Genomic DNA, 9450 nt, shown 5'->3' on the forward strand with positions numbered 1-9450 from the left:
CTGGGTGATTTCCTCGCGGTCATCGTCGGGGCGGTCGAGGTTCGGGCGGATGCTGGTCAGCGCTTCGCCGAAGTTGGCGGCGCTGGCTTTGCTGAGCATGGATTTGAACGCTTCGCTGGAGATCTCCAGCAACACGCCCGGCTCGCCGGAATTGACCAGCAGGCTCGGCTCACGCAGCAAGCTTTCTTCGTACAGGCAGGGCGAGGTAGTCAGTGATGGCAGGCCTGGCAGCAGGCTCAGGCTGTGTTTGCCGAGCATTTTTTCCAGGCGCTCAGTCGGTACGGCCGTGAGGCGGCGACCGGTGAGTTCGGTAAGGCGATTGAGGTCGAGCAACTGATTTTGCGCAAACAGCACCATCAGCGTGCCAACGGCGTCATCGAGCAGGACGGCTTGCACCTTGCGCGCCGGATTCAGGCCGTGATGGTCCAGGACCTCTTCATAGGCAATGCCCAGCTTGCCTAGCAGCATCCGTATAACCGACGGTGCGTGCGGAAGTTCGGGAGCGAGGGCTGCGTCGGTCATGGTCTGGATCCAGTTCAAAACAATTGCAGGAGTATAACCAGCTCTGTAGGAACGAGCTGATAGAAACTGCGACGGTGCTCACACTTGGCCGTATTGCTGCCCGTGACGCAGCCAGCGGTCGAGGAGCGGGCTGACATGGTCGGGCCAGCGTTCCAGCAGGGCTTGAGCGGCATCGCGCACCGCGGGTAGCAAGTCGGCATCACGCATCAGGTCGGCGACCTTGAATTGCAGCAGGCCCGTCTGCCGCGTGCCGAGCATTTCGCCAGGCCCGCGCAGTTCGAGGTCTTTTTCGGCGATGACAAAGCCGTCGTTGGTTTCGCGCATGATGCCCAGGCGCTGGCGCCCGATCTGTGACAGCGGCGGATGGTAGAGCAAAACACAATGGCTGGCCGCGCTGCCTCGGCCCACGCGGCCGCGCAATTGGTGCAGTTGTGCAAGGCCCAGGCGCTCAGGGTTTTCGATGATCATCAGGCTGGCGTTGGGCACGTCCACGCCGACTTCGATAACGGTAGTGGCCACCAGCAGTTGCAGGTTGCCGGCCTTGAACTCGGCCATCACTGCGGCTTTTTCCAGCGGCTTCATGCGGCCGTGAATCAAGCCGACCTTCAGCTCACCGAGCGCGGCAGTCAGGTCCTCGTAGGTGGTTTCAGCGGCTTGGCAGGTCAGCTCTTCGGATTCTTCGATCAGCGTGCACACCCAATAGGCCTGACGCCCTTCGGCACAAGCGCTGCGCACCCGTTCGATGACTTCGACGCGGCGGGTGTCGGTGACCAGCACGGTGTTGACCGGGGTTCGCCCGGGCGGCAGTTCGTCGAGGATCGAAGTATCGAGGTCGGCGTAGGCACTCATCGCCAATGTGCGTGGAATCGGCGTGGCGGTCATGATCAATTGATGCGGGCACATCCGCCCGCCGACGCCTTTCTGCCGCAAGGCAAGGCGCTGTTGTACGCCGAAGCGGTGTTGCTCGTCGATGATCACTAGCGCCAGGTTCTTGAACTGCACTTCGTCCTGAAACAGGGCGTGAGTGCCGACCACCATCGGCGCGCCATTGGCGATTTGTTCCAGCGCGGCGACGCGGTTTTTGCCCTTGAGCTTGCCGGCCAGCCATGCGACTTCGATGCCCAGCGGTTCGAGCCAGCGCTTGAAGGTGATGAAGTGTTGCTCGGCAAGAATCTCGGTGGGCGCCATCAACGCGACCTGATAACCCGCTTCCAGGGCTTGCAGCGCAGCGAGGGCGGCGACCACGGTTTTACCCGCGCCGACGTCACCCTGAATCAGCCGCAACATCGGCTCGTGCTGACTGAGGTCGTAGGCGATTTCGTTGCCGACCCGCTGCTGCGCGCCGGTGGGATTGAAGCCGAGGTTGGCCAGGTATCTGGCGGGCAGCCGGGTGGCTTTGGGCATCGCTGGCGCTCGCAGCGCACGCATGCTTTCGCGCAGACGTTGCTGGGACAGTTGATGGGTCAGCAGTTCTTCAAAGGCCAGACGGTGCTGCGCCCAGTGATGACCGAGGGCGAGTTCGTCGACATCGGCATCGGCCGGTGGGTTGTGCAGGTAGCGGATCGCGTCGGCCAGTGGCGCCAGTTGATAGTCCCGGGCCAGTTCGTTGGGCAGCCAGTCGGGCAGGCTGCTGGGGCCGAGCAAGGTCAGGGTTTGCATGCACAGTTGACGCAAACGTTGCTGCGTCAGGCCCTCGGTGAGCGGGTAGACCGGCGTGAGTGTCTCGTCCACGGGCGGCGGTTCGTCGCCGGTGATGGCGCGGTACTCCGGGTGATAAATTTCCAATCCCGATGCGCCGGGGCGTGCTTCGCCGTAACAGCGAACCCGAGTACCGCGTTTAAGCCCTTCTTTTTGCGCATTGCTGAAATGGTAGAAGCGCAGGCTGAGCCCACCGGTGCCGTCCTGCAGGCGCACCACCAGGCTGCGACGGCGGCCCATGACCACGTCGGCGCCGCTCACGGTGCCTTCGACCACCGCATCCTGGCCCGGGCGCAATGCACCGATCGGCACCACGCGGGTGCGATCCTGGTAGCGCAACGGCAGGTGAAACAGCACGTCCTGAAGATTTTCCAGACCGACCTTGGCCAGCTTTTCGGCCATGGCTTCACCGACACCCTTGAGTGCCGTCACCGACACTTGCGACAACTCGGTCATGGCGTTGGCTTAACCGGCCGTTACCGGTGCAGCGGGTTTAGCCACCGAGCACAGGCGAATGGAGTCAGCGAGAATCTCGATCGCCTTCGGACGCGGGAAGCTCGCGCGCCAGGCAATGGCCACGGTGCGGAAGGGGACTGGAGCCGACAGCGGTCGAACTTCGATCACCCCGGGGGCGTAGTGGTGACTGTCGACTGCCGACAACGGCAGGATCGAGATGCCGAGACCGGATGCAACCATGTGACGGATGGTTTCCAGCGAGCTGGATTCGACCGTGGTGTGCTTGGCACCGTCGTTGCCCTTGGTCAGGGTCGGGCAGGCCTCCAGCACTTGATCACGGAAGCAGTGGCCTTCACCGAGCAGCAGCAGGCTCTTGTCGTTGAGCAGGCTGGCGTCGATGGATTCTTTTTGCGTCCATGGGTGCTGGGCCGGCATCAAGACATAAAACGGTTCGTCATAAAGCTGCAACGTCAGCACGTCGGCTTCGCTGAACGGCAACGCGATGATGATCGCGTCGAGTTCGCCGTTGCGCAGCTTGTCGCGCAGGACGTGGGTGAAATTTTCTTCGATGTACAACGGCATCTGCGGGGCGACCCGGTGCAGTTGCGGGATCAGGTGCGGGAACAGGTATGGGCCAACGGTGTAGATCGCACCGACTTTCAACGGCGCGGTCAGCTGGTTTTTGCCGGCTTGTGCCAGTTCGCGAATGCCTTGGGCTTGTTCCAGTACCTTTTGGGCCTGAGCCACAATGCCTTCGCCAACCGGGGTCAGGCGCACGGCGCTTTTGCTGCGCTCGAAAATCAGCACACCGAGTTCGTCTTCAAGCTTTTTCACGCCCACCGACAGGGTCGGTTGGCTGACGTGGCAACGCTCGGCCGCGTGGCCGAAGTGCTGCTCTTGGGCGAGGGTAACGATGTAGCGTAATTCTGTAAGAGTCATAGCAAGCGTCCATGAAGTTGCGAGCCAAGCATACCGGCTGCAATCGATAGACGCACGTTATCAGACAGTATGTGCTGAGTGACACCGGGCAATGCGTGTTTGCCGTTTCCAGATATGCAAAAGGCACCTTTCGGTGCCTTGCAGGCTGGTTTGAGCCGATGAGCGCGGGGAAACGTTTACCGTCGACGTTTTTCCAGCGAATAAACAAACGGAGCAACGATTTCGATGGAGCCGTTGTTCAGCATGTCGGCCGGTGGTTTGGGCAGCGGCTGGGCGCGGCGGATCATGTCCAGGGTAGCCCGGTCCAGATCGGCGTTACCGGAGCGGCCCACCAGTTCGAACGACAGCACGTTGCCTTCGGCATCCACGACAAAGCGCAGACGGTTCAAGCCTTCCTTGCCCCGCGATTGCGCGCTGGCCGGGTACTTCTTGTACTTGGCCAAGTGCGCAAGCAGAGTGCCTTCCCAACTGGCCTTGGCCGCCACTTGTGCGGGTGACGGACCGGGCGCCGGTTGAGCGGATTTCTCCGTAGGTGCCTGGGTCGGTTGCGCGTCGCTCGGTTTTTCCTCGGACGGTTTTTCCTTCGGCGGCTCAGGCTTTTTCTCCACCGGCTTGGGTGGTTTCGGCTTGGGCTTGGGCGGCTTGGGCTTGGGTACCGCAATCTCGGCTTTGGGCGCTTCGGCCAGCTTCGGGATGGGCAGTTCTTCCACCGGTGCTGGTGGCTGTGGCGGCGTTATCACCTTTGGCGGTGCCGGCGGTGGCGGGGCAGGAACCGGCGCCAGCTCGACCATCATTGCCTGCGGCGGCAGTTCGATGGGCGGGCGGGCGGTCCAGTTCAGCGCCAGCGCGATGGCCAGCGCGTGAACACCCAGCACGATGGCCAGGCTACCGCTGTAACGCGTCAACTTATGGCGCGTCTCGATCATTTTTTGGCTGCCGTCTCGAGTCCGACCAGGCCGACCTTCAGATAACCGGCCGAGCGAAGGTTGTCCATTACGCTCATCAGATCACCGTAATCCACGCCTTTATCGGCCTGGAAGAAGATCGTCGTGTCTTTCTTGCCTTGGGTCTTGGCGTCGAGGGTGGCGCCAAGGGCATCGGCTTTCACTTCGTCGTCGCCGAGGAACAGCCGTTGGTCGGCCTTGACGCTGAGGAACACCGGTTTCTCTGGCCGCGGCGCCGGTTTGGCGGTGGAGGCGGGCAGGTCGACCTTGATGTCCACGGTCGCCAGCGGCGCCGCCACCATGAAGATGATCAACAGCACCAGCATCACGTCGATGAACGGCGTGACGTTGATTTCGTGGTTTTCGGCCAGATCGTCGTCTGCGCCTTCTTTCAAATGCAGGCCCATGGCCGATTACCCCACTTTCACCATGTGCGGATGCGAACTGCGCTCAGGCTGGTGATCGAGGTCGCGGCTGACCAGCAGCAGGACTTCTGCCGAAGCGTCGGACACCTGCGCCTTGTAACCGGCGATGGAACGCGCAAACACGTTGTAGATCACCACCGCAGGAATTGCCGCAACCAGGCCGAGTGCGGTTGCCAGCAAGGCTTCGGCGATGCCGGGAGCCACGACGGCGAGGTTGGTGGTCTGGGTTTTAGCGATACCGATGAAGCTGTTCATGATGCCCCACACCGTACCGAACAGGCCGACAAACGGAGCGGTGGAACCGATGGTGGCGAGAACGCCGGTGCCGCTGCTCATGTTGCGGCCGCAAGCTGCTACCAGACGCTCAAGGCGGAAGCTGACGCGTTCCTTGATGCCTTCTTTCTCGCGGCTGCTGGCCGACAGATGCATTTCTTCCAGGGCATCATGGACCAACAGGTTGGCGAGGGTGCCCGGCTTGGTCGCAGAGGCGCTGGCTTCTTTGAGTGTGGTGGCTTTTTTCAGGTGGGCGATTTCGCTGCGCAGACGACGCTTGGCGCCCATCAGCTCAAAGCCTTTGGCAATCCAGATGGTCCAGGTAATGATCGACGCGATGGCCAGGCCAATCATCACAAGCTTCACGATGATGTCGGCGTTTTGGTACATGCCCCATGGCGACAGGTCATGCGCCATGCCCAGGCTGTTGTCGGCTTCGAGGACTTCAGGGACGTTTTCGCCGAGCGCTTGCGAAGCGGCTGCTGGCTGGGCCGGGTCGATCGCGACAGGCGCGGCGTTTTCGGCCGGGGTGGATGCGGCGGCGGCCGGGGTGGCAGGCGCTTGTGCGTCTGCGAAGGCGGCGGTCGGCGCCAGCATCAGGCTGAGCAGCACGGCGGCCACTGCGCTCCAGGCGCGAGGTCGTTTGGTTGGCGAAGCGGGGAGTTGATTGCGTGTCATGCTGGCCGGACCTGAGAGAGAAAAACGGGTCATGTTCTTCCAGGCCTCGAAGGGCCGAGAACAAAAGTGGCGTGCATTATTGCAAGTAATTCTTGTTAACAAAAGTAATAGAGTAACTTTATTTACGTCCCGCGATGACTGGTTGCCTGGTCTTTCTTGAGTGAGATCGCAACTACTTCTGTAATTTTCAGCGCATATTGGCGCTGGTTGTTGACGTAATGTGAACATTTCCGATTTCCATATCGTCCCGGTTGTGGCCGTCAAAAAATGAAAACCGAAGTTTTTGTCCGGGCCTGATTTGGGGACGAGGTTTCACCGCGCAAAAATTTGCACACAAAAACGCGCATATTCCGTCGGCGGACGGGGAAAGTCTTGGTTGTTATGGCGCGTTTGTTTTCCGCTCCCGATCTGGCAGGTGCCGTCTTCAGGCGAAAGAAACACCTGAGCCTGCCAGCAGCTTTATTCAAATGCAGGCCATTTCAGAAACTCCTGATATACCGCTCATCCGCTTCCTGATGAAATAGCTCTCCAGGATCTGCATTGCGCATCAAGCACCAGGAGGGAGTCAAAGTGAGTTATCTAAAGAATTTGTACTGGAAGCGCTGGATTAGGGGGCGTAATTGCAAGCTCGCCGGCGGATTGAACTCCCTGAGCAAAAAGACTGAATTGATCCTTGAGGACGGCGTTACCTTGGGCAGGATTGATATCGATTCACCACGTCTCGATATTGGCGCCCATACCTACATTCGCAGCGGTGGTCATCTATTGCTGGTGTCGTCGATCGGCCGTTTTTGTTCGATTGGTTCGGGGGTGATCATCGGTCAGGAAAAGTACACGCACCCTACTGGGTGGTTGAGCTCACATCCCTTTCAGTACACCGCATCGCCGCTCGCTTACCAAGCCAGGGCTGAAATGGCGGAGGTTGGCCATGACGTGTGGATTGGTCACAACGCCATGATTCTGGAAGGGGTGAAGGTTGGAACGGGCGCCGTTATTGCCACGCGCGCAGTCGTGGCTGAGGATGTGCCGCCCTATGCCATCGTCGCAGGCGTGCCTGCCAAGGTTATCCGGTTCAGGCACTCGCCAGCCTTGGTTGAACGTATGTTGGCGAGCCGGTGGTGGGATATTGACGTTGCAGCGTTGAAGCAACTATCACTCGACGAACCTTCGGCGTGCCTGGAGCAGTTAGAGCAAGTTACGGCTTCGAACGCGGCGCGATACCAAAAAATCAGAGTGACCAGGCGAGGCTGTCAGCTGACCGGCTAAAGCATTTAATTCATGCCCTCCCGTTTGATCCGGCGGATCGTCGACAATAAAAAGGGCTACCCGACGATTTGGGTGGCGCTTTCTATACCCAGCGATCGAAGGTAGAGCGAAAGATGGAAAGCTTCTCGCAAATGTCTTCTGCGCTGAGCAGCCGTGTGCTTGCGTCCGCTATCCGGTTCACCAGGTTGCGTTCTTTGGAGTCATGTAAATGACCCATATCTTTTTTTCCTTCATTGCTAGCCGCTCGTCCATTACCGGGGCTAGTCTGTGCGTTTCCAAGGGGAGTTTTTCTGATGTCCGCGCCTTCTGTTTTGATCGCCGGTTGCGGTGATGTCGGCAGCCGTCTCGCCACGCAACTGCTGGCTGGCGGGTGGGAGGTCCATGGGTTGCGGCGTGACGTTTCGCGCTTGCCCGAGGGTGTCATCGGCGTTGCCGGCGACCTGTTCAATAAGGACTGTCCGCAGACCTGGCCGGTCGGTGCGGTGGATTACGTGGTCTATTGCGCAGCCGCCACCGATCACGATGAAGCGGGTTATCGCGCCGCGTATATCCAGGGCTTGCAGCATGTATTGGAGTGGCTCGACGATTATGGGCAGGTGCCCAATCGCCTGTTGTTCGTGTCCAGCAGCAGTGTCTACGGCCAGCAGGGGGGCGAATGGGTCGACGAGACTTCGCCGGCCATCGCGGCTGGTTACTCTGGGCGAGTGATGCTCGAAGCCGAACAGATCGCGCTCAACAGCGGCATTCCAGCCAGCATCGTGCGTTTGACCGGCATTTACGGTCCGGGTCGTGAATGGCTGCTGACTCAGGTCCGCCGCGGGTACCGGGTGGCGGTCGATCCTCCGCTGTATGGCAACCGGATTCATGCCGATGACGCCGCTGGGTTGATGGCGTGCCTGCTTGAGGCGGATCGGCGCGCAGTGAAGCTGGATGACGTCTACATTGGCGTCGATGACGCACCGGCAGCGTTGGCGGATGTAGTGGGTTGGTTGCGCGAGTATCTGGGTGTGACCGAATGGGCCGATGATGCCAGCGTGCGGCGCACGGGCAGCAAGCGCTGCAGCAATGCACGGGCGAAAGCGTTGGGCTGGACGCCAAAGTATCCGAGCTTTCGTGAAGGTTATGCAGCCATTCTTGAAGGCCGCAGCTGACGTTCAGTCACCCGAAAACCTGTAGGAGCCGGCTTGCTGGCGATAGCAGTATCAGATTCAAAGCAGATGTTGAATTTGAAGGCCCTATCGCCAGCAAGCCGGCTCCTACAAGCGGGTGGCTTTCAATGGGTTGCTTATTGTTTCTCGAGCAACCACTTGCGATCACCCGATGTGAACTGGGGCATTTCATCCGCCTGCGCGGTGTTCACGGTCTGGAAGATTTCCAGTTCTTTGCCTTTGCGGGCAAAGATCCAGGCATTTCCCTGGCCGTTGAGTTGCAGCCACATGTTGTCGTTGCCGCCGCTCATCGATGCGCAATCACCCGCCAGACACAGGGCATAGCGGTCACTCCCTGGCAGGCCGGTCACTTGGCCGTCGGCCTGGAACTGCACGGTATTGCCTTCACCGGGGCCGCTGACGACTTTCCAGCTGCCGCCCATGTAGGCTGAATACAGCGCGCGTTCAAAGCTGGCGCCGATCGGAGCGCCATCCGGTACCGGAATCGACGCACGGTCGAAGACCTGGGCCGGTTCGTTTTCGCTGGCGGCCTGGCTCAATTGTTTGCCGTCGCGCTTGAGCTCGCTACCGGAGCTGCCATAAAAGTCGATTTTCCAGGCGCCGGACTCTTCGCCGAGCAGCTTGCCGTCGACATTTTCAAAACCATTGGTGTAGCGGGCCTGGCCGGCCTTGGTGTTGACGTCCCATTCCAGGTTCGGGCCATAGGCCTGGAGCGCTTCACGCAGGGGAACGCCTTTGGATGCAGCGTCAATCGCCACCTGGTTGATCCAGGTGCCGCTGATATCACGGTCGGCAGGGTCGCTGGCACATCCGCCCAGGAACAGGGCGAGCAGCGAAAGAGCAAGCGCTTTGCGCATGGGTGGAATCCTTTCAAGCTTTCTTTACAGCAGAGCCGTTGGCGCAGCCATAGGCTGCGCCGCACGCATTACTCGATGACCAGGATGGCATCCATTTCAACCTGCGAACCCTTGGGCAGGGCTGCCACGCCGATAGCGGCGCGAGCTGGGTACGGTTGGTCGAAGTATTTGCCCATGATCTCGTTGACCTTGGCGAAGTGGCTCAGGTCGGTGAGGAAGATGT

At 60.2% G+C, this 9450-nt stretch carries 10 protein-coding genes; 2 read left to right on the forward strand and 8 right to left on the reverse strand.

Features of this window, described 5'->3' with window-relative positions:
• The 6 genes from D8V06_RS05245 to exbB all read right to left on the reverse strand — a co-directional run.
• Positions 1 to 522 (reverse strand): YbaK/EbsC family protein (locus tag D8V06_RS05245; RefSeq protein WP_277751290.1); only part of this gene is annotated, 522 nt, incomplete at its 3' end.
• A gap of 78 nt (positions 523 to 600) precedes the next feature.
• A complete protein-coding gene (gene recG / locus D8V06_RS05250) occupies positions 601 to 2676 on the reverse strand; it encodes an ATP-dependent DNA helicase RecG (protein WP_130930555.1) in 2076 nt (691 codons plus the stop codon).
• Between the two features lie 9 nt (positions 2677 to 2685).
• Positions 2686 to 3615 (reverse strand): hydrogen peroxide-inducible genes activator, encoded by a 930-nt coding sequence (locus tag D8V06_RS05255; protein WP_056854177.1) that lies wholly within the window; start codon positions 3613 to 3615, stop codon positions 2686 to 2688.
• A 176-nt stretch (positions 3616 to 3791) separates the two neighbouring features.
• The gene (locus tag D8V06_RS05260; protein ID WP_130903795.1) at positions 3792 to 4541 is read right to left on the reverse strand and encodes an energy transducer TonB; all 750 of its coding nucleotides are present in this window, start codon (positions 4539 to 4541) and stop codon (positions 3792 to 3794) included.
• Entirely contained in the window at positions 4538 to 4966 is a 429-nt protein-coding gene (gene exbD / locus D8V06_RS05265) for a TonB system transport protein ExbD (RefSeq protein WP_056854175.1), read from the reverse strand. Before exbD ends, D8V06_RS05260 begins: the two co-directional genes overlap by 4 nt.
• Before the next feature lie 6 nt (positions 4967 to 4972).
• A complete protein-coding gene (gene exbB, locus D8V06_RS05270; RefSeq protein WP_056854174.1) occupies positions 4973 to 5935 on the reverse strand; it encodes a tonB-system energizer ExbB in 963 nt (320 codons plus the stop codon).
• 570 nt (positions 5936 to 6505) lie between these two features.
• Here exbB and D8V06_RS05275 point away from each other — a divergent pair.
• The gene (locus tag D8V06_RS05275) at positions 6506 to 7201 is read left to right on the forward strand and encodes a CatB-related O-acetyltransferase (RefSeq protein ID WP_130903855.1); all 696 of its coding nucleotides are present in this window, start codon (positions 6506 to 6508) and stop codon (positions 7199 to 7201) included.
• A 293-nt stretch (positions 7202 to 7494) separates the two neighbouring features.
• Positions 7495 to 8352 (forward strand): SDR family oxidoreductase, encoded by an 858-nt coding sequence (locus tag D8V06_RS05280; protein WP_130930556.1) that lies wholly within the window; start codon positions 7495 to 7497, stop codon positions 8350 to 8352.
• A 134-nt stretch (positions 8353 to 8486) separates the two neighbouring features.
• Here D8V06_RS05280 and D8V06_RS05285 read toward each other — a convergent pair whose 3' ends face one another.
• Both D8V06_RS05285 and D8V06_RS05290 read right to left on the reverse strand, forming a co-directional pair.
• Positions 8487 to 9227 carry a hypothetical protein gene (locus D8V06_RS05285; protein WP_130930557.1) on the reverse strand — a complete coding sequence of 247 codons (741 nt, stop codon included), beginning with the start codon at positions 9225 to 9227 and terminating at the stop codon, positions 8487 to 8489.
• Between the two features lie 68 nt (positions 9228 to 9295).
• The coding region (locus D8V06_RS05290; RefSeq protein ID WP_241667779.1) for a Rid family hydrolase at positions 9296 to 9450 on the reverse strand (155 nt) is incomplete at its 5' end.

The sequence above is a fragment of the Pseudomonas sp. Sample_24 genome (genome assembly GCF_004307605.1).
GTDB lineage: Bacteria > Pseudomonadota > Gammaproteobacteria > Pseudomonadales > Pseudomonadaceae > Aquipseudomonas.